The sequence below is a fragment of the Helicobacter pylori genome, from assembly GCF_009689985.1.
Taxonomy (GTDB): domain Bacteria; phylum Campylobacterota; class Campylobacteria; order Campylobacterales; family Helicobacteraceae; genus Helicobacter; species Helicobacter pylori_CG.
Genome location: NZ_QBAW01000015.1, coordinates 1 through 22,306, shown reverse-complemented (window position 1 = coordinate 22,306; position 22,306 = coordinate 1). Strand labels below are relative to the sequence as shown.

At 38.5% G+C, this 22,306-nt stretch carries 17 protein-coding genes and 1 pseudogene; 13 read left to right on the top strand and 5 right to left on the bottom strand.

Annotated elements, in window-relative coordinates; translation table 11 throughout:
* The 4 genes and pseudogenes from DBU79_RS08095 to DBU79_RS07505 all read right to left on the bottom strand — a co-directional run.
* Positions 1-93 (bottom strand): annotated as a pseudogene (locus tag DBU79_RS08095) (TonB-dependent receptor plug domain-containing protein); the annotation flags it as partial.
* 176 nt (positions 94-269) lie between these two features.
* Entirely contained in the window at positions 270-701 is a 432-nt protein-coding gene (locus tag DBU79_RS07515; RefSeq protein ID WP_154412035.1) for a Sua5 YciO YrdC YwlC family protein, read from the bottom strand.
* Positions 701-3,958 (bottom strand): carbamoyl-phosphate synthase large subunit, encoded by a 3,258-nt coding sequence (carB, locus tag DBU79_RS07510; protein ID WP_154412034.1) that lies wholly within the window; start codon positions 3,956-3,958, stop codon positions 701-703. The genes DBU79_RS07515 and carB overlap by 1 nt, the downstream gene beginning before the upstream one ends.
* A gap of 97 nt (positions 3,959-4,055) precedes the next feature.
* Complete coding sequence (locus DBU79_RS07505; RefSeq protein ID WP_154412033.1) at positions 4,056-4,748, bottom strand: Bax inhibitor-1/YccA family protein; 693 nt, start codon at positions 4,746-4,748, stop codon at positions 4,056-4,058.
* Between the two features lie 144 nt (positions 4,749-4,892).
* Between DBU79_RS07505 and gap the strand changes: the two genes are divergently transcribed.
* The 3 genes from gap (at position 4,893) to hopJ (ending at position 14,332) form a co-directional block, all read left to right on the top strand.
* A complete protein-coding gene (gene gap, locus DBU79_RS07500; protein ID WP_154412032.1) occupies positions 4,893-5,891 on the top strand; it encodes a type I glyceraldehyde-3-phosphate dehydrogenase in 999 nt (332 codons plus the stop codon).
* Between the two features lie 80 nt (positions 5,892-5,971).
* Positions 5,972-13,177 (top strand): vacuolating cytotoxin domain-containing protein, encoded by a 7,206-nt coding sequence (locus tag DBU79_RS07495; protein ID WP_154412031.1) that lies wholly within the window; start codon positions 5,972-5,974, stop codon positions 13,175-13,177.
* A gap of 51 nt (positions 13,178-13,228) precedes the next feature.
* Positions 13,229-14,332, top strand: a complete 1,104-nt coding sequence (gene hopJ / locus DBU79_RS07490) for a Hop family outer membrane protein HopJ/HopK (RefSeq protein ID WP_154412030.1) — start codon at positions 13,229-13,231, stop codon at positions 14,330-14,332.
* A gap of 61 nt (positions 14,333-14,393) precedes the next feature.
* Here hopJ and DBU79_RS07485 read toward each other — a convergent pair whose 3' ends face one another.
* Positions 14,394-14,600 carry a 2-hydroxymuconate tautomerase family protein gene (locus tag DBU79_RS07485; RefSeq protein WP_001115888.1) on the bottom strand — a complete coding sequence of 69 codons (207 nt, stop codon included), beginning with the start codon at positions 14,598-14,600 and terminating at the stop codon, positions 14,394-14,396.
* A 144-nt stretch (positions 14,601-14,744) separates the two neighbouring features.
* Between DBU79_RS07485 and recR the strand changes: the two genes are divergently transcribed.
* The 10 genes from recR to DBU79_RS07435 are packed head-to-tail and all read left to right on the top strand — an operon-like array spanning position 14,745 to position 22,167.
* Entirely contained in the window at positions 14,745-15,326 is a 582-nt protein-coding gene (recR, locus tag DBU79_RS07480; protein WP_001099598.1) for a recombination mediator RecR, read from the top strand.
* Entirely contained in the window at positions 15,323-16,468 is a 1,146-nt protein-coding gene (gene truD, locus DBU79_RS07475; protein WP_154412029.1) for a tRNA pseudouridine(13) synthase TruD, read from the top strand. Before recR ends, truD begins: the two co-directional genes overlap by 4 nt.
* Positions 16,437-17,387: a zinc metalloprotease HtpX gene (gene htpX / locus DBU79_RS07470; protein ID WP_195834252.1), complete on the top strand. Its 951-nt coding sequence runs from the start codon at positions 16,437-16,439 to the stop codon at positions 17,385-17,387. Before truD ends, htpX begins: the two co-directional genes overlap by 32 nt.
* On the top strand, positions 17,388-17,930 hold the full coding sequence (folE, locus tag DBU79_RS07465; protein ID WP_154412027.1) for a GTP cyclohydrolase I FolE: 543 nt from the start codon (positions 17,388-17,390) through the stop codon (positions 17,928-17,930). It abuts the gene before it with no gap.
* A 15-nt stretch (positions 17,931-17,945) separates the two neighbouring features.
* Complete coding sequence (locus DBU79_RS07460) at positions 17,946-18,857, top strand: polyprenyl synthetase family protein (protein ID WP_154412026.1); 912 nt, start codon at positions 17,946-17,948, stop codon at positions 18,855-18,857.
* The gene (gene surE / locus DBU79_RS07455; RefSeq protein WP_154412025.1) at positions 18,854-19,657 is read left to right on the top strand and encodes a 5'/3'-nucleotidase SurE; all 804 of its coding nucleotides are present in this window, start codon (positions 18,854-18,856) and stop codon (positions 19,655-19,657) included. The genes DBU79_RS07460 and surE overlap by 4 nt, the downstream gene beginning before the upstream one ends.
* Positions 19,654-20,313, top strand: a complete 660-nt coding sequence (locus DBU79_RS07450; RefSeq protein ID WP_154412024.1) for a hypothetical protein — start codon at positions 19,654-19,656, stop codon at positions 20,311-20,313. Before surE ends, DBU79_RS07450 begins: the two co-directional genes overlap by 4 nt.
* Positions 20,314-20,316: 3 nt before the next feature.
* Entirely contained in the window at positions 20,317-20,919 is a 603-nt protein-coding gene (locus tag DBU79_RS07445) for a 6-pyruvoyl trahydropterin synthase family protein (protein WP_154412023.1), read from the top strand.
* Positions 20,916-21,671: a 7-carboxy-7-deazaguanine synthase QueE gene (locus tag DBU79_RS07440; protein ID WP_154412022.1), complete on the top strand. Its 756-nt coding sequence runs from the start codon at positions 20,916-20,918 to the stop codon at positions 21,669-21,671. The genes DBU79_RS07445 and DBU79_RS07440 overlap by 4 nt, the downstream gene beginning before the upstream one ends.
* A 10-nt stretch (positions 21,672-21,681) precedes the next feature.
* Complete coding sequence (locus DBU79_RS07435; RefSeq protein ID WP_129066200.1) at positions 21,682-22,167, top strand: GNAT family N-acetyltransferase; 486 nt, start codon at positions 21,682-21,684, stop codon at positions 22,165-22,167.
* The last annotated feature ends 139 nt before the right edge of the window (positions 22,168-22,306 follow it).

The following is a 22,306-nucleotide window of genomic DNA, read 5'->3' as shown; positions in this document are numbered from 1 at the left end:
TTTTTCTTCTTCTTTAGCCTCCAATTCAAACATTCCCAATAAAGTCAAAACAACAGAAAAACTCCAATATTTCTTAAAACGCTTGTCATTCATTCTTAAAATCCTACTTATAATAATAATTTTTCTTAAAAAATAAAGGTGTTATTGTAGTCAAAAAAATATTACAACCACCTTAAAAGAGCTAGCCATTTTTGATAAACAAATGATAAACTTTTAGAAAAATCCCACAAAAACGCATTTCAAAACGCACAGAATGCGAAAGGTCTTTCCTACCTCACTCTCACTTTTTTATCTTTATAGAGCCTGAATATTTTAGAGCTAGAGCTTTCAAACAAACCTCTTTCATCGCTCACAACCACATCAGCGAGATTGGAAGCGATCTCTTTATCATAAGCGCATTGGGTGAGGTTGGCTGAGGTGCTATAGAGCGTTTTAAAACGCTTTAAAAAATCCCCATGCCTGCCCCTAACCACACGAACGGCCTTAGAGTTAGGATAAATAAAAGTGGTTTTAGCGCTTCTTCTAATGAGGTTTTTAAAAGCGTTGGGCACGCGCACCAGACTTTTTAAGGTGGTAAAATCAGCGCTTTCTATTAAAACGCTTTGGTTTTTAGGGCGATTTTTTAAGGCGTTGAGCTTTTCGCTGTCTTTAGAAAGCAGTCCTATCGTGGTATCGCTTTGAACCAGATACACTAACGCCATCAAACTAAATAATCTTGTAAGGCTAACAACTCGTCTTCTTTAGAGCTTTCTTCTAACGCTAAAATCAAAACTTCTATCGCGCTTAAAGTCGTGAAATAACTCACATGGTTTTTAAGCACAGAAGCGCGAATGAGTTTGGCGTCATCTTGAGATTTGTGATCGCTGGTGTTGATAGCCATGCTGATTTCCCCATTCATCATTAAATCCATGACATTGGGGCGGCCTTCGGAGATTTTAAGCACTTTCAAAGACTCCACCCCGGCTTTTTCCAAAGCTTTATGCGTGCCTTCTGTAGCGCACAATTCAAAGCCTAACTGAACCAAGCGCTTCATTAAAACGCACGCTTCTTCTTTATCCTTATCTTTAATGGAAACAAAAATAAGCCCCTTGTTTTTAATGGGGTTAAAGCAAGCCGTTTGAGCCTTGAAAAAAGCCAGCCCTAAAGATCTAGCAATCCCCATCACTTCGCCGGTGCTTTTCATCTCAGGCCCTAAAATCAAATCCGATCCATAAAGTTTATTAAAAGGGAAAACCGCTTCTTTTAAAGCCACAAAATGGGGCATTTTAGGCTTATAAACGCCTTTAGAATACCCTACGATATTTTTTTTATCATAGAACTTTAAGGCTTCTTTCAAATCTTCTGACACCATAACCCTAGTCGCAACTTTGGCTAAAGGAACGCCTAAAGCCTTGCTCAAAAAAGGCACGGTTCGGCTGGCTCTGGGATTGACTTCAATCAAATAGAGCGAATTGTGATGCACAGCAAATTGGATATTCAATAGCCCTACTACGCCTAAATGCAGAGCGATTTTCGCGCTCACTCGCTCAATTTCATCTAAAATTTTAGGGCTTAAAGTGGAAGGGATAAAGCACGCCGAATCGCCTGAATGGATTCCAGCTTCTTCAATATGCTGTAAAATGCCGGCAATATAGACCTCTTTTTTATCGCAAATAGCATCCACATCTAGTTCCACCGCTTTTTCTAAAAACTTATCAATAAGGAGCGGATTTTTAGGGCTAATCTCTAAAGCATGCGTAACGCTTTCTAAATAATGGTGCAGTTCTTCAATATTTTCTAAAATTTGCATGTGTTGGCCGCCTAGCACATAACTAGGGCGCACAATGATAGGGAAACCAATCACATTAGCGATACTATAAGCTTCATCAATACTCTTAGCCATGCCGTTTTCAGGCTGCTTAATGTCAAGCTCTTTTAAAAAGAGGGAAAATTTTTCTCTGTCTTCAGCAATATCAATCACTTTAAAAGGCGTGCCAATAATGGGGGCTTGCATTTTGGCTAGATCTTTAGCGAGTTTTAAAGGGGTTTGTCCCCCAAAATGCACGATAATGCCATCCACTCGCTCCCTTTGAATGATGCTCTTCACGCACTCAAAATGAATGGGTTCAAAATAGAGCGTGTCGCTGGTATCATAATCCGTGCTTACGGTCTCTGGATTGCAATTGAGCATGACGCTTTTGATGTTTAAATCTTTCAAAGCAAAGCTCGCATGCACGCAACAATAATCAAATTCAATGCCTTGACCGATGCGGTTAGGCCCAGAGCCTATGATTAGGATTTTCTTTTCTTGTTTTTCTTGTTTGTTTTCCATAGGGGGCAAAGGGTTAGGGGCATAGGTGGAATACAAATAAGGCGTGAGCGATAAAAACTCCGCCGCACAAGTGTCCACTTCTTCAAAATGGGGCACGATTTGTAAATTAGATCTAGCTAATTCCACTTCAAAAGGACTCACCTCTAAATTTTCATTTTCTTTGATTTTAGCGGCAATCCTAGCATCGCTAAAGCCTAAATTTTTAAGCCCTCTTAATTTTTTGGCGTCCGTTAAAACGCTAGAATTGATGCCCTCTTCTGCTTTGACTAGCTTTTGAATTTGAGATAAAAACCACCTGTCAATCTGGCACAATTCAAACACTTCATCCACAGAGACGCCGAGCCTGAACGCATCAGCGATATAAAGCAAGCGTTTGGGATTGGGCCGGCGGATTTCCTTTTTTATCGCTTCTAAATCTTTGCTTAACGATTCAAACCCTAGCCAATTGTTTTCCAAAGAGCATAACGCTTTTTGTAGGGCTTCTAAGAAATTCCCCCCTATCGCCATCACTTCGCCAATGCTTTTCATAGAAGTCCCTAAAGTGCTAGAAACACCAGCAAATTTTTCAAACGCAAAGCGAGGGATTTTCACCACGATATAATCCAAACTAGGCTCAAAGCTCGCCGGGGTGTTGGTAATATCGTTTTTAATTTCATCTAAGCTAAAACCCACCGCAAGCATGGTAGCCACTTTTGCAATGGGAAACCCGGTCGCTTTTGAAGCTAATGCGGAGCTGCGGCTCACTCGTGGGTTCATTTCAATCACAACCATTCTTAAAGTCTCTGGGTGGATCGCAAATTGCACATTACTCCCACCCGTATCCACGCCAATTTCTCTCAAAATCGCAAAGCTCGCATCGCGCATGCGTTGGTATTCTTTATCGGTTAAGGTGAGGCTTGGAGCGATCGTGATGCTATCGCCGGTATGAACGCCCATGGGGTCAATGTTTTCAATACAGCACACAATGATGCAATTATCCTTGCTGTCTCGTATGACTTCCATTTCATATTCTTTCCACCCCAATAAGGACTCTTCAATCAAAATTTCATTAATGGGTGAAGCGTCCAGAGCGTTTTTAGCTAATTCTTGAAACTCTTCAATATTGTAAGCGACCCCACTCCCTCCCCCAGCCAGCGTGAAACTCGCTCTAATAATGGCTGGAAAGCCAATTTCATTAATGGCTTCTAGGGCTTCTAACTCGTTATAAGCGTAACGCCCTTTAGGCAAATCCATCCCAATTTTTAACATCGCTTCTTTGAAAGCTTGCCTGTCTTCGCCTTTTTTAATCGCTTCAATCTTAGCCCCTAAAAGCTCCACGCCTTCTAACATGCCCTTTTGGTGCATTTGCATGACTGCATTCAAAGCGGTTTGCCCGCCCATTGTGGGTAAAATAGCGTCAATCTTTTCTTTTTCAATGATAGCGGCGATATTTTCTGGGGTGATGGGTTGGATATAGGTTTGATGAGAAAATTCAGGGTCAGTCATCACGGTGGCCGGGTTAGAATTGATTAAGATCACTCTGTAACCTAAAGATTTTAAGGTTTTACAACTTTGAGTCCCTGAGTAGTCAAACTCACAAGCCTGTCCGATCACAATAGGGCCTGAGCCTATCAGTAGAATGTTGGAAATATCGGTGCGTTTAGGCATAACTAATCCTTAAAGAAAGAATATAAAATGAAGTGTTATTAGTTTTAAAATATTTTTTATTAGGTTTTTACGTGGTGTCCCCCCCTATTTTTTCAAACTATTTGTCTCTGTCTGAAAAAATACCAATGATTTGCAAGATAGAAATAAAGACATTCAAAAAGTCTAAATACAAGCTCACCGCCGCATCAATGGGGCTATCATACATGCCTTTAACGATGTTTTGGGTGTCATAAGCGATATAAAGGCTGAATAAAATCGCACTCGCTCCCGCAATGACAACCTGGAACATGGGACTACCCAAAAACAAGTTAATGAGCGAACACACCAACACCACAATCAAAGCGATAAAGAGCATTTTACCCATATTCGCTAGATCGTTTTTAGTTTTAAGGGCATACACGCTCATCAAACCAAAAACAATAGTTGTCATGCCTAAAGCTTGCCAAACCGCTCCTAAACCAGCTTTTGCAATCACCATACCCAACAAAGGCACTAGAGTAACCCCTGATAATGAAGTGAAAGCAAACAGCATGAACAGATTCAATCCGGGTTTGGATTTAGAAAACATCAAACCAAAAAGCGCCGCAATTTCAGCGATAAAGAACACCCATTTATACTGCACTACGGCTTGAAAATTCATTAAACCCAGTAACGCCCCAATAGTCGCTAATAACAAACTGCCCGCGAAGAACTTGTAAGTCGTTTTAACAAAACCCACCAGCTCGCTTTCATGCAACACAGAATCTTCTGCATACGCATTACGAGAATTAGCTCTGTCATACAATGCCATGTTTTACTCCTTGAATTTCAACTCAATAAATAATCTTAATTAACCCTATAGCTAGGTCCAATATAATAGCGCAAAATGTAGTAAAATACCAAACAAAACCCCCTAAAATTGAAATTGAAGTCTGAAAATAGGATAATAGTTACCATGAAAATTTTTATCAATGGATTTGGCCGCATTGGGAGATGCGTTTTAAGAGCGATTTTAGAGTGCAATGATACAAACCCTCAACTAGAAGTGATAGGCATCAATGATCCTGCTAATTGGGAAATTCTCGCTTATCTTTTAGAGCATGACAGCGCGCATGGGCTACTTTTTAAAGAGGCGCGTTACTCTCATTACAAGCTTATTATCGGCTCGTTAGAAATCCCTGTTTTTAATAGCATCAAAGACTTGAAAGGCGTGGATGTTATCATAGAGTGTTCAGGGAAGTTTTTAGAGCCTAAAACGCTAGAAAATTATCTTTTGCTTGGGGCTAAAAAGGTGTTGTTATCCGCTCCCTTTATGGGCGAATACGATGAAAAACAATACCCGACTTTAGTGTATGGGGTCAATCATTTTCTCTATCAAAACCAAGCCATTGTTTCCAACGCTTCTTGCACGACTAACGCTATCGCACCCATTTGCGCTATTTTAGATAAAGCTTTTAAGATTAAAGAGGGCATGCTAACGACTATCCATAGCTATACAAGTGATCAAAAACTCATTGATTTGGCCCACCCTTTGGATAAACGGCGCTCCAGAGCGGCCGCAAGTAACATTATCCCTACCACCACTAAAGCCGCTCTGGCCTTGCATAAAGTGTTACCCAATCTCAAAAATAAAATGCATGGGCATAGCGTGAGAGTGCCTAGCCTTGATGTGTCCATGATAGATTTGAGTTTGTTTTTAGAAAAAAAGGCCTTTAAAGCTTCCATCAATGATTTGTTGATTGAAGCTTCTAAAGGGGTTTTAAAAGGCGTGTTAGAAATAGATTTAAAAGAAAGGGTGAGTTCTGATTTCATTTCTAATCCTAGTAGCGTTATCATCGCGCCTGATTTGACTTTCACGCTAGAGAATATGGTCAAAATCATGGGGTGGTATGATAATGAATGGGGGTATTCTAATCGTTTGGTGGATATGGCGCAATTCATGTATCATTATTAAGTCATTTTGCGAATCTTTTTGAGTTTGTTTAACATCAAATTGTATAATGTGGGATTTATAAAAAACGATTGAGGTTTTAAATGGCGTTTAAAAAGGCCAAATTGATTTCCAGGTTTATTTCAAAGGGATCTTTCAAATTGAATAAGATCTCAAAGAAAATTTTCAAATTGAATCAAATCTTAAAGCGTGAAAAGCCCTTAAAACGCCATAAAAAAGCTTTAAAACCTATTAAAAAGCTCTCTAATCGCAACAAATCTTTTTTAAAAGCTTCGGTTTTATTGATAGGAGTGCTAGGGGGATTATCCCACCTAAGGGCTAACGAATGCACTTATTGGTCATGGTCGTCTTGGGGTTATCAAGACAATATTGAAAGCGGTCCTAATTCACCCACGCACAACTCCTATTGTCTTTTTAGTAGCACTCAAGGCTCTGGGACTTATTATTTAAACACTCTTACCACTTATAGTGCTGGTGGGGCTAGTTTCACGCAAAAATTCAATAACGGCACGCTTGATATAGGGGGGAATATCCGCTTTGGAGGCACAGGTATTAATGGGGGTGATGTAGGGTATATCACAGGCACTTATGATGCGGCTAACATTTACTTGACAAGCCATTTAAAAACCGGAAACTCATACGCTGATGGTGGTGGGGCCACGCTCAATTTTAATGCGACTAACAATATCACTATCAATCAAGCGAGTTTTAATAACAGCGATGCAGGGACACAAAAATCCTATATGAATTTTAAAGGCTCTCAAATTAATGTCAGTGGCTCTAGCTTTACAGATGACACGAATGGGGGTTTTAATTTCAGCGGTAGTAACAATAATAATAGTGCTATCTCCTTCAATCAAACGAGCTTCAATCAAGGCACTTATAACTTTAGTAACAGCGCCAGTTCAAGCTTTGATAAAACCAACTTCAATCAAGGGACTTATGATTTTAATAGCGCCCAATCCACTTTTGAAAACAGCGATTTCAATCAAGGCACTTATAGCTTTAGTAACAGCACGAGCTTTAATAACGACACTTTCAATCAAGGCGCTTATAACTTTAACACCAGCAAGGTGAGTTTCTCAGGCATCAACACTTTAAATTCAAGTTCGCCTTTTGCTAGCCTTAAAGGCAGTGTGTCTTTTAATTCTGGTGCGATCTTTAACCTCAATCAAACCCTTAATAATAATCAAACCTATGACATTCTCACTACAAACGGAGCGATCCAGTATGGGGTTTATCAAAGCTATTTGTGGGATCTAATCAACTATAAGGGCGATAAAGCCATTAGCCATGTTGAAGTGGGCAATAACACTTATGATGTAACCTTTGATATTAACGGGCAAGATGAAACCTTGCAAGAAACCTTTAACAAACAATCCATCATTACCCAATTTTTAGGAGACAATTTACAACAACAAGCCCAAAAAACCTATCAAGAGGATGTAGCTAATTCCCAAAGTGCTTTAAATAATGTTACTAGCGACAACACGATCGCAAGCAATGATACAGGCTACACTCAAAGCAAAAATGCCACTATCGCTAAAGACGCTCAAAATTTAGAAAACACCAACCAACAAATCCAACAAGATGAGCAAGCCTTAGAAAAAGATTTAGCTCAAATCAAGCAATTAGCCAACTCCACCACAGGCTTTAACGAGCAAGCTTTCAATCAAGCTCAAAAACAAGAACAACAAGATGAACAAACCTTACAAAATGATGAAAACGCTTTTAATACTAAACAAGAGGGATTAGAACAAGCGATAGCTAACGCTAAGCATGCCAACCCCATACCAAATCCAACACCAAGCCCCACACCCACTCCTACAAAACACACAGCACAAAACACTCCCCCTAGTCAAGTTCCACCCACACCCCCTACTCAAAATTTACCTAAAACAAATGTGTGGAGTGGGGTTTATTGGCTTCAAAATCAAACTTACTCAAACAAAGGGGTTTATTATATTGATCCTAACCTTTCAGGACAGAGCGGTCAAAGCGGCAACACGCTCAGCACTTATACAGCTAATTTGTTTGGAAGAAGTTTTAGCGTTAATACCCAAAATGGCACTTTGATTATAGGGAATGATACAGAGAGCGTGAATAGTAATGGGTTGATTTGGATAGGGCATGGAGGTCTTGGCTATATTACGGGAACTTTTAATGCGGCTAACATTTACTTGACCAATAATTTTAAAACCGGTGAAGGCGTTTCAAATTCAGATGGTGGGGGAGCGAACATCACCTTTAAAGCAAGCGATAATATCACTATGGATGGCTTGAATTATAATGACGCTGAAACCGTTACTAAAATGATTCAAACGGGGGCTAGTCAGCATTCCTATGCCGCTTTTGACGCTCTGAATAATATCAGCGTAACCAATTCTAGTTTTAGCGATATGACTTGGGGGAAATTCAGTTTTAGCGCTAAGAATATTTCGTTTTCTAACGCTTCGTTCAGCGGCTTTACAAACCCTGGAGGATCAAGCGCTATCAGTGCTAACGCTTCTAATTCTTTAAGCTTTAACAATTCTCGTTTGAATGGTGGGGCAATCTATAATTTACAGGCTAATAGCCTTATTTTCAATAACACGCAAGCGGTTTTCAATGTCTTGTATTCTAGGGGGACAAGCAATTTTAACGCTACGACACAGCTTTTAGGTAACACGAGTTTTACGCTTAGCTCTCAAAGTTTGCTGAATTTTAATGGCGATACAACCTTGCAAAACAACGCCAATATCACGCTTGGCAATAAAAGTCAAGTTACTTTTAAAAATTCTTTAACGCTTGATAATAATTCTAATTTGAGTTTAGACAATCAAAGCGTTTTGAATGCGAATGGTGCAAGTGCTTTTAACAATCAAGCGAGTCTCAATATTTATAATGGGAGTCAAGCGGCCTTTAATAATCTCTTTTTTAATGGCGGGACACTCAGTCTTAACGCTAGCAGCAAGCTCAACGCTTCTAACGCTAGTTTTTCAAACAACACCACTATTAATTTAGACGATAGCGTTTTATCAGCGAATAACACAAGCTCTTTAAACGCTAATATCAATTTTCAAGGCGCAAGCCAGGCTGATTTTGGAGGCAACACGACTATTGATACAGCAAGCTTTAATTTTGACAGCGCAAGTTCATTGAGTTTTAATAACCTTACGGCTAATGGAGCGTTAAATTTTAATGGGTATGCGCCCTCTTTAACTAAGGCTTTAATGAATGTTAGCGGGCAGTTTGTTTTAGGGAATAATGGGGATATTAATTTATCTGACATAAATATTTTTGACAACATCACAAAATCTGTAACTTACAACATCCTAAACGCTCAAAAAGGGATTACTGGCATTAGTGGGGCTAATGGCTATGAAAAAATCCTTTTTTATGGCATGAAAATCCAAAACGCTACCTATAGCGATAATAACAACATTCAAACTTGGTCGTTTATAAACCCTCTCAATTCTTCTCAAATCATTCAAGAGAGCATTAAAAATGGGGATCTAACCATAGAAGTTTTAAATAACCCTAACTCGGCTTCTAACACTATTTTTAATATCGCTCCCGAGCTTTATAATTACCAAGCTTCTAAGCAAAATCCTACCGGCTATAGCTATGATTATAGCGACAATCAAGTAGGCACTTACTACTTGACAAGCAACATTAAAGGTCTTTTCACCCCTAAAGGCTCTCAAACTCCTCAAGCCCCAGGCACTTATAGCCCGTTTAACCAGCCTTTGAATAGTTTAAATATCTACAATAAGGGTTTTTCTAGCGAGAATTTAAAAACGCTTTTAGGGATTCTTTCTCAAAATTCCGCTACCTTAAAAGAAATGATTGAATCCAACCAACTAGACAATATCACTAACATCAATGAAGTGTTGCAACTCTTGGATAAGATTAAGATCACCCAAGCGCAAAAGCAAGCGCTCCTAGAAACGATCAACCATTTGACTGACAACATCAATCAAACCTTTAATAACGGGAATCTCGTTATAGGCGCTACCCAAGATAATGTTACAAACTCTACTAGCTCTATATGGTTTGGGGGCAATGGCTATAGCAGTCCTTGCGCGCTAGATAGCGCCACTTGTTCTTCTTTTAGAAACACTTACTTGGGGCAATTATTAGGCTCAACTTCCCCTTATTTAGGCTACATTAACGCTGATTTTAAAGCTAAAAGCATTTATATTACCGGAACAATTGGAAGCGGTAACGCTTTTGAAAGCGGAGGGAGCGCGGATGTAACCTTTCAAAGCGCTAATAACTTAGTGTTGAATAAAGCTAACATAGAAGCTCAAGCTACAGACAATATCTTTAATCTTTTGGGCCAAGAAGGGATTGATAAAATCTTTAATCAAGGGAATTTAGCGAATGTTCTCAGTCAAATGGCTATGGAAAAAATCAAGCAAGCCGGCGGTTTAGGAAACTTTGTAGAAAACGCTCTAAGCCCTTTGAGTAAGGAATTGCCCGCTAGCTTGCAAAATGAAACCTTAGGCCAACTTATAGGTCAAAATAATTTAGATAATTTATTGAATAATAGTGGAGTCATGAATGAAATCCAAAATATTATCAGTAAAAAACTAAGCATTTTTGGTAATTTTGTTACCCCATCAATCATAGAAAACTACCTTGCTAAGCAGTCTTTAAAAAGCATGCTGGACGATAAAGGGCTTTTGAATTTTATCGGTGGGTATATGGACGCTTCTGAATTAAGTTCTATTTTAAGCGTGATTTTAAAAGATATTACTAATCCCCCTACAAGCCTGCAAAAAGACATTGGTGTGGTGGCGAACGACTTGTTGAACGAGTTTTTAGGACAAGATGTTGTTAAAAAGCTAGAAGGTCAAGGTTTAGTGAGTAATATCATTAATAATATTATTTCTCAAGGCGGGTTAAGCGGCGTTTATAATCAAGGTTTAGGGAGCGTGTTGCCGCTCTCTTTACAAAACACGCTCAAAGAAAACGATTTAGGCGCTCTTTTATCGCCTAGAGGCTTGCATGATTTTTGGCAAAAAGGGTATTTTAACTTTTTAAGCAATGGCTATGTTTTTGTCAATAATAGCTCTTTTAGCAACGCTACAGGGGGCAGTTTGAATTTTGTCGCCAACAAGTCTATTATTTTTAATGGCGATAACACGATTGATTTTAGCAAGTATCAAGGCGCATTGATTTTTGCTTCTAATGGTGTTTCTAATATCAATATCACAACCCTAAACGCCACTAACGGCTTAAGCCTTAATGCGGGTTTGAATAATGTGAGCGTTCAAAAAGGGGAAATTTGCATCAATTTAGCCAATTGCCCCACAACCAAAAACAGCTCTTCTACAAACTCTAGCGTAACCCCCACTAATGAATCTTTAAGCGTGCGCGCTAACAACTTCACTTTCTTAGGCACAATCGCTTCTAATGGGATTATTGATTTGTCTCAAGTAAAAAATAATAGCGTTATAGGCACGCTCAATCTTAATGAAAATGCGACCTTGCAAGCCAATAATTTAACGATCACTAACGCTTTTAACAACGCCTCTAACTCTACAGCTAACATTAATGGTGATTTCATCTTGAACCAACAAGCGACTTTAAGCACTAACGCTAGTGGTTTGAATGTCATGGGGAATTTTAATAGCTATGGCGATTTGGTGTTTAACCTCAGCCATTCAGCTAGCCATGCCATTATCAACGCTCAAGGCACAGCGACGATTATGGCTAATAACAATAACCCCTTAATCCAATTCAACACTTCTTCAAAAGAAACAGGCACTTACACGCTCATTGATAGCGCTAAGGCCATTTATTACGGGTATAACGACCAAATCACAGGAGGCAGTAGCCTAGCCGATTACCTTAAGCTTTACACGCTCATTGACATTAATGGCAAGCACATGGTGATGAGTAACAACGGCTTAACTTATAACGGGCAAGCCGTGAATATTAAAGATGGCGGTTTAATTGTAGGCTTTAAAGACTCTCAAAATCAATACATTTACACTTCCATTCTCTATAATAAAGTGAAAATCGCTGTTTTTAATGATCCTATCAACAACCTACAAGCCCCCACTTTAAAACAATATATCGCTCAAATTCAGGGCGCTCAAGGCGTGGATAGCATTGAGCAAGCTGGAGGTACTCAAGCGATTAATTGGCTCAATAAAATCTTTGAAACTAAGGGAAGTCCTTTATTCGCTCCCTATTATTTAGAAAGCCATTCCACAAAAGATTTAACCACGATCGCTGGAGACATTGCTAACACTTTAGAAGTCATCGCTAACCCTGATTTTAAAAATGATGCCACTAATATTTTACAGATCAACACCTACACGCAACAAATGAGCCGTTTAGCCAAGCTCTCTGACACTTCAACCTTTGCTAGCGCTGATTTCCATGAGCGTTTAGAAGCCCTTAAAAACAAGCGATTCGCTGATGCGATCCCTAACGCTATGGATGTGATTTTAAAATACTCTCAAAGAAACAGAGTTAAAAATAATGTGTGGGCGACAGGAGTTGGAGGGGCTAGTTTTATTAATGGAGGCACTGGGACTTTATATGGTATCAATATAGGGTATGACAGGTTTATTAAGGGCGTGATTGTGGGAGGTTATGCCGCTTATGGGTATAGCGGGTTTCATGCAAACATCACTCAATCAGGCTCTAGCAATGTCAATATGGGTGTTTATAGCCGAGCCTTTATCAAAAGAAGCGAATTAACGATGAGCTTGAATGAGACTTGGGGATACAATAAGACTTTCATCAACTCTTATGACCCCCTACTCTCAATCATCAACCAGTCTTACAAATACGACACATGGACGACTGACGCTAAAATCAATTACGGCTATGATTTCATGTTTAAAGATAAAAGCGTTATTTTTAAACCTCAAATAGGCTTAGCCTATTATTACATTGGTTTGTCTGGTTTAAGGGGCATTATGGATGATCCTATTTACAACCAATTCAGAGCCAATGCTGACCCTAATAAAAAATCCGTTCTAACGATTAATTTTGCCCTAGAAAGTCGGCACTACTTCAATAAAAACTCTTATTATTTTGTGATTGCGGATGTGGGCAGAGATTTGTTTATCAATTCTATGGGGGATAAAATGGTGCGTTTCATCGGTAATAACACCCTAAGCTATAGAGATGGCGGCAGATACAACACTTTTGCTAGCATTATCACAGGCGGGGAGATAAGATTATTCAAAACCTTTTATGTGAATGCCAGCATAGGGGCTAGGTTTGGGCTTGATTATAAAGATATTAATATTACCGGAAATATTGGTATGCGCTATGCTTTTTAATGGTATCATTAAACCTATTTTTAACAAGCCCAATTCATAATAGGACTAACCATGCAAAAAACCTTATTTTCTTTATCTTTATTTTCATCTTTATTTTTATCTTTTTGTATCGCTGAAGAAAATGGAGCGTATGTAAGCGTAGGGTTTGAATATTCCATCAGTCATGCCATCCAACACAATAACCCCTTTTTGAATCAAGAACGCATCCAAATCATTTCTAACGCTCAAAATAAAATCTATAAGCTCAATCAAGTCAAAAATGAAATCACAAGCATGCCTAACACCTTTGCATACATCAACAACAATTTAAAAAACCATTCCAAATTAACCCCTACTGAAATGCAAGCTGAGAAATACTACCTCCAATCCACCTTTCAAAATATTGAAAAAATAGTGATGCTTAGCGGTGGCGCTGCATCTAACCCCCAATTAGTCCAAGCGTTAGAAAAAATACAAGAACCCACCACTAACCCTTTAGAATTTGAAAAAAACTTAAAAAATTTAGAAGTGCAATTCAATCAATCCCAAAACCGCATGCTTTCTTCTTTATCTTCTCAAATCGCTCAAATTTCAAATTCCCTAAACGCGCTGGATCCTAACTCTTATTCTAAAAACATTTCAAACATGTATGGGGTAGCTTTGAATGTGGGTTACAAGCATTTCTTTACCAAGAAAAAAAATCAAGGGTTTCGCTATTACTTGTTCTATGACTATGGTTACACTAATTTTGGTTTTGTGGGTAATGGCTTTGATGGTTTGGGCAAAATGAATAACCACCTTTATGGGCTTGGAATAGACTATTTGTATAATTTCATTGATAATGCAAAAAAACATTCTAGCGTGGGTTTTTATGCGGGCTTTGCTTTAGCGGGGAGTTCGTGGGTAGGGAGTGGTTTGAGCATGTGGGTGAGTGAAACGGATTTTATCAACAATTACTTGACGGGCTATCAAGCTAAAATGCACACGAGTTTTTTCCAAATCCCTTTGAATTTTGGGGTTCGTGTGAATGTAAATAGGCATAACGGCTTTGAAATGGGCTTAAAAATCCCTTTAGCGGTGAATTCCTTTTATGAAACGCATGGCAAAGGGTTAAACACTTCTCTCTTTTTCAAACGCCTTGTGGTGTTTAATGTGAGTTATGTTTATAGTTTTTAGGGGGTTAGGGAAACAAACACCCCTTAAATGTTACCGCAACCTTTGATTTTAAAAACCAGACTTAGTTTTTTTGCCTCAAATGATGGACGCTCTCGCCCCCAAGACCATAATTATTAGAATCCACCTCATCTATAATGACCACAACAGAAGCCTTATTTTTATTTAACACCTTAACCATCAAATCTGAAACCCCTTCAATCAATTGCTGTTTTTGCTCGTTTGTTGGCCCTCCATTTTCTGGCACGAGCTTGATATTGATAAACGGCATATTATTCCTTAAAATTGAGATGACGCATTGTAGCGCTTTTGTTTAAACGCTTTATTAGCACCTTTCAATCAAACCCTCTTTTAAAAAACCATAAAAGCCCTTTTAGTGGCTTTCAAGTCAAGTTAAGTTTGATATACTAACGAAATGAATACTTATAAAAACAGCTTGAATCACTTTTTAAATTTAGTGGATTGTTTAGAAAAAATCCCCAATGTGGGTAAAAAATCCGCTTTTAAAATGGCGTATCATTTGGGTTTAGAAAACCCCTATCTGGCGCTCAAGATCACGCACGCTTTAGAGAACGCCCTAGAAAACCTTAAAACATGTGCATCTTGTAACGCGCTCAGTGAGAGTGAGGTTTGTGAGATTTGCTCTGATGAGAGCCGACAAAATTCTCAGCTTTGCATGGTCTTACACCCAAGAGATGTGTTTATTTTAGAGGATTTAAAGGATTTTTTAGGGCGCTATTATGTGTTAAATTCTATAGAAGAGGTGGATTTTAACGCCCTAGAAAAACGCCTGATTGAAGAAAACATTAAAGAAATCATTTTTGCTTTCCCTCCCACTTTGGCTAATGATTCTCTAATGCTTTATATTGAAGATAAATTACAGCATTTCCACCTCACTTTCACTAAAATCGCTCAAGGCGTGCCTACTGGAGTGAATTTTGAAAACATTGACTCAGTTTCGCTCTCAAGGGCGTTTAATTCAAGGATCAAAGCATGAATTTAAACTTTATGCCCCTATTGCATGCTTATAACCATGCGAGCATTGATTTTCATTTCAATCCTAGCGCTAGGGATTTTTGCGTACATGAAGTGCCTTTGTATGATTTTAGCAACACAGGCGAACATGCCGTTATTCAAGTGAGAAAAAGCGGTTTAAGCACTTTAGAAATGCTTCAAATTTTTTCTCAAATTTTAGGGGTAAGAATCGCTGAATTGGGTTATGCGGGCTTGAAAGATAAAAACGCGCTGACGACTCAATTCGTCTCACTCCCTAAAAAATACGCCCCTTTATTAGAAAAAAATACGCATAATTTACAAGAAAGAAACCTTAAAATCCTGTCTTTGAATTACCATCATAATAAAATCAAATTAGGGCATTTGAAAGGGAATCGCTTTTTTATGCGTTTTAAAAAAATGACCCCCCTAAACGCTCAAAAGACTGAACAAGTTTTAGAACAAATCGCGCAGTTTGGCATGCCTAATTATTTTGGTCCGCAACGCTTTGGGAAGTTCAATGACAACCACCAAGAGGGGTTAAAAATCTTGCAAAATCAAACGAAATTCGCCCACCAAAAATTAAACGCTTTTTTAATTTCAAGCTATCAAAGTTATTTGTTTAACGCGCTTTTAAGCAAACGATTAGAAATCAGTAAAATCATTAGCGCTTTTAGCCTGAAAGAAAATTTAGAATTTTTTAAACAAAAAAAATTAAGCGTCAATTCAGACACCATAAAAGCCCTTAAAAACCAAGCCCACCCCTTTAAAATCTTAGAAGGCGATGTGATGTGCCATTACCCTTATGGGAAGTTTTTTGACGCTTTAGAATTAGAAAAAGAAAGCGAAAGGTTTTTGAAAAAAGAAGCTGTGCCTACGGGGTTACTAGACGGCAAAAAAGCTCTTTATGCAAAAAATTTGAGTTTAGAAATTGAAAAAGAATTCCAGCATAACCTTTTAAATAGCCATGCTAAAACGCTAGGATCCAGGCGGTTTTTTTGGGTGTTTGCAGAAAATATAACTTCTCAATATGTGAAAGAAAAAGCGCAATTTGAATTGGGATTTTACTTGCCTAAAGGGAGTTATGCAAGCGCGTTGCTCAAAGAAATCAAGCATGAGAAAGGAGAAAATAATGACGAATTTTGAAAAAATTATCGCGCAAAACAGGCTCAAAACGAACGCGGTTTTAGCGACTTATTGCGTGATTTTTGCTTTTATTGGGTTGTTGGTGGATGTTATTAGAATTAATGCTAATGATTTAGGAATAGCTCTTTTTAAACTCATGACTTTTCAAATTTTTCCTACGATCACCATCATTATGTTTTTAGTGGCTTTTGTCATTATTGTTGTTTGTATCCAAAATTTTAGCTCTATCATGTTAAGCGGTGATGAATACAAGCTTATTGATAAAAGCAAGGTTTTAAGCTCTAAAGAAAATCAAATCCATCGCCTTTTGTTAGAGCTTTTAGAAGAGGCTAAGCTTCATTTTGAGCCTAAGCTTTATATCATTAAAGCCCCTTACATGAACGCTTTTGCGAGCGGGTGGAATGAATCTAATTCCCTTATCGCTCTTACAAGTGCTTTAATAGAGAGGTTGGATAGAGATGAACTAAAAGCCGTGATCGCTCATGAGCTCAGCCACATCAGGCACAATGACATTCGCTTGACCATGTGTGTGGGGATTTTAAGCAATATCATGCTGTTAGTGGCTAATTTTAGCGTGTATTTTTTCATGGGGAATCGCAAGAATAGTGGGGCGAATTTAGCCCGAATGATTTTATTAGTTTTACAGATCATTTTGCCTTTTATAACGCTCCTTTTGCAAATGTATTTGAGCCGCACACGAGAATACATGGCCGATAGCGGAGCGGCGTTTTTAATGCATGACAATAAGCCCATGATTAGAGCCTTACAAAAAATTTCTAACGACTATGCGAACAACGATTACAAGGGCATAGATCAGAACTCCACCCGATCGGCGGCTTATCTTTTTAGCGCTGAAATGTTTAGCACCCACCCTAGCATTAAAAATCGTATCCAATCTTTATCAAGGCGCGTCATTTAAATGGAAAATTTTTTCAACCAATTTTTTGAAAATATCGGCGAAGATAAAAACAGAGAAGGCTTGAAAGAGACGCCTAAAAGGGTTCAAGAATTATGGAAATTCTTGTATAAAGGCTATAAAGAAGATCCTAAAGTGGCTTTAAAAAGCGCGTATTTTCAAGGCGTTTGCGATGAAATGATAGTGGCTCAAAACATTGAATTTTACTCCACTTGCGAACACCACTTGCTCCCCTTTTGGGGGAATATCAGTTTAGGATACATTCCTAAAGAAAAGATTGTAGGCATTAGCGCGATCGCTAAACTCATTGAAATTTATAGCAGACGCTTGCAAATCCAAGAAAGGCTGACCACTCAAATTGCCGAAACCTTTGATGAAATCATAGAGCCAAGGGGCGTGATTGTGGTTTGTGAAGCCAAGCATTTGTGCATGAGCATGCAAGGGGTGCAAAAGCAAAATGCGATCATTAAAACAAGCGTTCTAAAAGGCCTCTTTAAAAAAGACCCTAAAACCAGAGCTGAATTTATACAACTCTTAAGATCTTAGGTTATAATTCTACACATGAATAACCCTAATTTATCCTTTTACTATAATGAGTGCGAGCGTTTTGAAAGCTTTTTAAACCGCCATCATTTACACCTTGAAAGCTTCCACCCTTATTTGGAAAAAGCCTTTTTTGAAATGGTGCTTAATGGGGGTAAGAGGTTTCGCCCTAAGCTTTTTTTAGCCGTGCTTTGCGCGTTAGTGGGTAAGAAAGATTATTCTAACCAGCAAACAGAATATTTTAAAATCGCTTTAAGCATTGAATGCTTGCACACTTATTCGCTCATCCATGACGATTTACCATGCATGGATAATGCCGCTTTAAGGAGAAACCACCCCACTTTACACGCTAAATACGATGAAACCACAGCCGTTTTAATCGGCGATGCGCTCAACACTTACTCTTTTGAATTGCTTTCAAATTCTTTACTAGAAAGCCGTATCATTGTGGAATTAATCAAAATCTTAAGCGCTAATGGGGGGATTAAGGGCATGGTTTTGGGGCAGGCTTTGGATTGCTATTTTGAAAACACGCCCTTAAATTTAGAGCAACTCACTTTCTTACACGAGCATAAAACCGCTAAATTGATTAGTGCAAGCTTGATGATGGGGCTTGTTGCAAGCGGTATTAAAGATGAAGAGCTTTTTAAATGGCTTCAGGCTTTTGGGTTAAAAATGGGGCTTTGTTTTCAAGTGCTAGATGATATTATAGATGTTACACAAGATGAAGAAGAAAGCGGTAAAACCACTCATTTAGACAGCACTAAAAACAGCTTTGTGAATTTATTGGGGCTAGAGGAGGCAAGCGGTTACGCTCAAACTTTAAAAACAGAGGTTTTAAACGATTTAAACCTGTTAAAACCCGCTTACCCTTTATTGCAAGAAAATTTAAACGCATTATTGAACACTCTATTTAAAGGCAAGACATGAAAAAAATTTTACTCACCAACGATGATGGCTACCATGCAAAAGGCATTCAAGCTTTAGAACAAGCTTTAAAAGAAATGGCAGAAATTTATGTGGTCGCCCCCAAGCATGAAAAAAGCGCATGCTCGCAATGCATCACCATCACTGCGCCTTTAAGAGCGGAGAAAATTAAGGGCAAAGAAGGCAGGCATTATAGGATTGATGATGGCACGCCAAGCGATTGCGTGTATCTGGCGATCAATGAGCTTTTTAAGCATGTTTGTTTTGATTTAGTGATTTCAGGGATCAATCTTGGATCTAACATGGGCGAAGACACGATTTATTCTGGAACGGTGGCCGGAGCGATTGAAGGCACCATTCAGGGCGTGCCTTCTATTGCAATTTCTCAAATCCTTTCTAACAAAAACAAAAACACGCCCCTAAATTTTGATCTGGCTCAAAAGATTATCCAGAATTTAGTCCAAAACATTTTCACCAACGGCTACCCCTTAAAAGGGCGCAAACTCTTGAATGTGAATGTCCCTAATTGCTCCTTACAAGAATATAAGGGCGAATGCATCACCCCTAAGGGCTATAGGTTGTATAAAAAAGAAGTGCATAAGCACACAGACCCCAAAAATGAAAGCTATTTTTGGCTAGGGCTACACCCTTTAGAATGGCAAAAGCGCGAAAATGAAGACAGACTCTCTGATTTTGACGCTATTGCTTCAAACCATGTTTCTATCACGCCTTTAAATTTAGACTTAACCAGTTATGATGATTTGAAAAATTTGGAATCTTGGCATAAGGGAATGTTAAAGTGAGTAAAAATCACCGCTTGGCTTTTTTAGGGTTGATTGTTGGGGTTCTATTCTTATTTAGCGCATGCCAACACCGCTTGCACATGGGGTATTATTCAGAAGTTACAGGGGATTATTTGTTCAACTATAATTCCACTATCGTAGTGGCTTATGACAGAAGCGATGCGATGACTTCTTATTATATTAATGTGATTGTTTATGAATTGCAAAAATTAGGCTTTTACAATGTCTTCACGCAAGCGGAATTCCCACTGGATAAAGCCAAAAATGTGATCTATGCGCGCATTGTCCGTAACATCTCAGCCATGCCGTTCTACCAATACAATTACCAGCTGATCGATCAAGTCAATAAACCTTGTTATTTTCTTGGGGGGCAGTTTTATTGCTCTCAAACCCCTACCGATTACTACGCTATCAATGGATTTAGCGAGCAAATTTTAATGAGCGCTAATTCGCATTTTATTTTGGATTGGTATGATGTGGTGCTGCAAAAACGGGTTTTATATGTGGATGGGAGCGTGAGCGGGAGAACTTGTGGCTATCAAATGCTCTATAGGGATTTGATCAAAAGCACGATCAAGCGCATTGATTTTAACCGCCCTGAGCGCTACTATTATAATTTAAGACTGCCCCTTTATCAGCCATGCTATAGGGAATGAGTAATGGTTATCAGGCGATTGTATCAATTTTGCGCTAGCCATGTGGTGCGCAATTGCTCTTCTTTGAAATGCGCTCAAAATATCCATGGGCATAATTATGAAGTAGAGGTTTTTATTGAAACCAACCGCTTAGACAGCGCGAACATGGCATTGGATTTTGGGTTGATGCAACAAGAAATGCAAGTTTTCATTGAGTCGTTTGATCATGCCCATCATTTTTGGGACAAAGAAAGCGATGAGTTTCAGCGTTTTATAGAAAATCATTGCGTTCGTTATGTGAAATGCTCGTTCAATTTGAGCGCAGAAAGTTACGCTCTCATGTTTTTATATTACCTGACAAGGATTTTACAAAAAAGCGTTTTTTCCAATAACGAAGGGGAGTTAAAAATCTCTAGCGTGCGCGTGCATGAGACTAAAAACGGCTACGCGGAGAGCTTTTTAAAAGATTTAGAAAACCCACACTTTAAATCTTTAGTGCATAATCATTGCGTTTCTTTTTCGCAAGGCATTCAAAAATTGTGGCATGATAAGGATTTTTTCAATAAAATCATTAGCGATGAAAGACAATGCTTTTTCCACGCTAAGCCTTTACACCAGATCCTATGAAACTCCCGGTCGTTGAGAGCTTTTTTTCCTTACAAGGTGAAGGGAAAAGGATAGGCAAACCCAGTCTTTTTTTACGCTTAGGGGGGTGTAACCTTTCATGCAAGGGCTTTAATTGTAAAACCATATTGAATGATGAAATCCTAACAGGTTGCGATAGCTTGTATGCGGTGCATCCTAAATTCAAAAAAACTTGGGATTATTACAATGAGCCTAAATCTTTGATTGAACGATTAGAGGATTTAGCCCCTAATTATAAACATTTTGATTTCATTCTTACAGGCGGGGAGCCAAGCTTGTATTTTAATAACCCTATTTTAATCAGCGTTTTAGAGCATTTTTATCACAAAAAAATCCCTTTATTTGTGGAGAGTAACGGCTCTATTTTTTTTGAATTTAGCCCCATTTTAAAAGAATTGCATTTCACCTTAAGCGTCAAACTCTCTTTTTCTTTAGAGAAAGAAAATAAGCGGATCAACCTTAAAGCCTTGCAAAATATCTTAAATAACGCTAAAAGCACGCATTTTAAATTTGTTTTAGAGAGCAAAAACGCCGCTCAATCTATCGTAGAAATTCAAAACCTTTTGAAACAACTTTCATTAAAAAATAATGAAATCTTTTTAATGCCCTTAGGCACCACGAATAAGGAATTAGACAAAAATCTCAAAACCCTAGCCCCCCTAGCCCTAGAGCATGGTTTTAATCTTAGCGACAGACTCCATATCCGCTTGTGGGACAATCAAAAAGGGTTTTAAAAAGTTAATCATGACCATCAAAGTTTTTTCGCCCAAATACCCTACTGAATTAGAAGAATTTTATGCTGAGCGCATCGCTGATAACCCTTTAGGGTTTATCCAACGCTTGGATCTTTTGCCCAGCATTAGCGGGTTCGTTCAAAAATTGCGCGAGCATGGCGGGGAATTTTTTGGAATGAGAAAGGATAAAAAGCTCATTGGGATCTGCGGGCTTAATCATATCAATAAAACAGAAGCAGAGCTGTGCAAATTCCACATAGATAGTGCTTATCAATCCCAAGGGCTGGGTCAAAAACTCTATGAGAGCGTGGAGCGATACGCTTTAATTAAAGGCTATACTAAAATCTCTTTGCATGTGAGCAAGAGTCAAATCAAGGCATGCAATCTCTATCAAAAGCTAGGTTTTATGCCAATCAAAGAAGAAGATTGCGTGGTTGAGTTGGGCGGAGAAACTCTGATTTTCCCCACTCTTTTTATGGAGAAGATTCTGTCTTAATTGGCGCATCAATTTGACACACGCCCAAGCGATAACTTTACCTATCAAACTTTGATTAACACAGCCTAATTAATGCTAAATTAGCCCTAAAACAAATTTTTAAAATTTTGTTTCAATATGAAATACCAATCCCTTATAA

Excerpts from the sequence above, each read along its gene's own strand:
- DBU79_RS07515 (WP_154412035.1), bottom strand. The coding sequence starts at position 701 with ATGGCGTTAGTGTATCTGGTTCAAAGCGATACCACGATAGGACTGCTT.
- carB (WP_154412034.1), bottom strand. The coding sequence starts at position 3,958 with ATGCCTAAACGCACCGATATTTCCAACATTCTACTGATAGGCTCAGGC.
- DBU79_RS07505 (WP_154412033.1), bottom strand. The coding sequence starts at position 4,748 with ATGGCATTGTATGACAGAGCTAATTCTCGTAATGCGTATGCAGAAGAT.
- gap (WP_154412032.1), top strand. The coding sequence starts at position 4,893 with ATGAAAATTTTTATCAATGGATTTGGCCGCATTGGGAGATGCGTTTTA.
- DBU79_RS07495 (WP_154412031.1), top strand. The coding sequence starts at position 5,972 with ATGGCGTTTAAAAAGGCCAAATTGATTTCCAGGTTTATTTCAAAGGGA.
- hopJ (WP_154412030.1), top strand. The coding sequence starts at position 13,229 with ATGCAAAAAACCTTATTTTCTTTATCTTTATTTTCATCTTTATTTTTA.
- DBU79_RS07485 (WP_001115888.1), bottom strand. The coding sequence starts at position 14,600 with ATGCCGTTTATCAATATCAAGCTCGTGCCAGAAAATGGAGGGCCAACA.
- recR (WP_001099598.1), top strand. The coding sequence starts at position 14,745 with ATGAATACTTATAAAAACAGCTTGAATCACTTTTTAAATTTAGTGGAT.
- truD (WP_154412029.1), top strand. The coding sequence starts at position 15,323 with ATGAATTTAAACTTTATGCCCCTATTGCATGCTTATAACCATGCGAGC.
- htpX (WP_195834252.1), top strand. The coding sequence starts at position 16,437 with ATGAGAAAGGAGAAAATAATGACGAATTTTGAAAAAATTATCGCGCAA.
- folE (WP_154412027.1), top strand. The coding sequence starts at position 17,388 with ATGGAAAATTTTTTCAACCAATTTTTTGAAAATATCGGCGAAGATAAA.
- DBU79_RS07460 (WP_154412026.1), top strand. The coding sequence starts at position 17,946 with ATGAATAACCCTAATTTATCCTTTTACTATAATGAGTGCGAGCGTTTT.
- surE (WP_154412025.1), top strand. The coding sequence starts at position 18,854 with ATGAAAAAAATTTTACTCACCAACGATGATGGCTACCATGCAAAAGGC.
- DBU79_RS07445 (WP_154412023.1), top strand. The coding sequence starts at position 20,317 with ATGGTTATCAGGCGATTGTATCAATTTTGCGCTAGCCATGTGGTGCGC.
- DBU79_RS07440 (WP_154412022.1), top strand. The coding sequence starts at position 20,916 with ATGAAACTCCCGGTCGTTGAGAGCTTTTTTTCCTTACAAGGTGAAGGG.
- DBU79_RS07435 (WP_129066200.1), top strand. The coding sequence starts at position 21,682 with ATGACCATCAAAGTTTTTTCGCCCAAATACCCTACTGAATTAGAAGAA.